Source organism: Vibrio sp. 2134-1 (assembly GCF_033339495.1).
Map to the genome: position 1 here is coordinate 1 of NZ_JAWOUS010000732.1, position 577 is coordinate 577.

Sequence of the window (577 nt, forward strand, 5' to 3'; positions counted from 1 at the left end):
GTGTCGGCTGGGGCATCTTCTGAAGACAATTGCTCGCGTTTGTTTTCATGGCTGTGGGCAATCGCACGTTCGACCAGCGTTAAGGTTTCATCGATATCAAACGGTTTTGGCAGGTACTCGAACGCGCCTTTTTGATAGGCGTTAACGGCGGCATCTAAGTCGGAATGCGCGGTCATGATGATCACGGGCAAATCAGGGTAATCACGTTGCACTTGCTTGAGCAGTTCTAATCCGTCGATACCGGGCATGCGAATATCAGACACCAGTACGTCTGGCACTTCGCGCTCAAGCGCCATCAAAACGCTTTCCCCATCGGCATAGGTTTCGCATTTTATGTTGGCTGAGGAGAGTGTTTTCTCCATCACCCAGCGAATTGAACTGTCGTCATCGACGACCCAAACATATCCTTTACTCATGTACTAATCCTTGCAGCAAAAACCGTAAATTGGCGCTCAACGAAATCCATTCGTGAGGTCAAATCGGCAAATATATTGTAAAAGTGGTGTGGCCAGGCCAGCTTTCAACGTCGATTTTTCCGTTGTGCTGGTCGATCAAATTTTGTGATATGGACAACCCA

The 577-nt window shown here is 48.4% G+C and carries 1 protein-coding gene; it reads right to left on the reverse strand.

What is annotated here, in order from left to right; all coding sequences use genetic code 11:
- The coding region (locus R7R78_RS28235; protein ID WP_225474865.1) for a response regulator at positions 1-416 on the reverse strand (416 nt) is incomplete at its 3' end.
- Positions 417-577 lie beyond the last annotated feature (161 nt).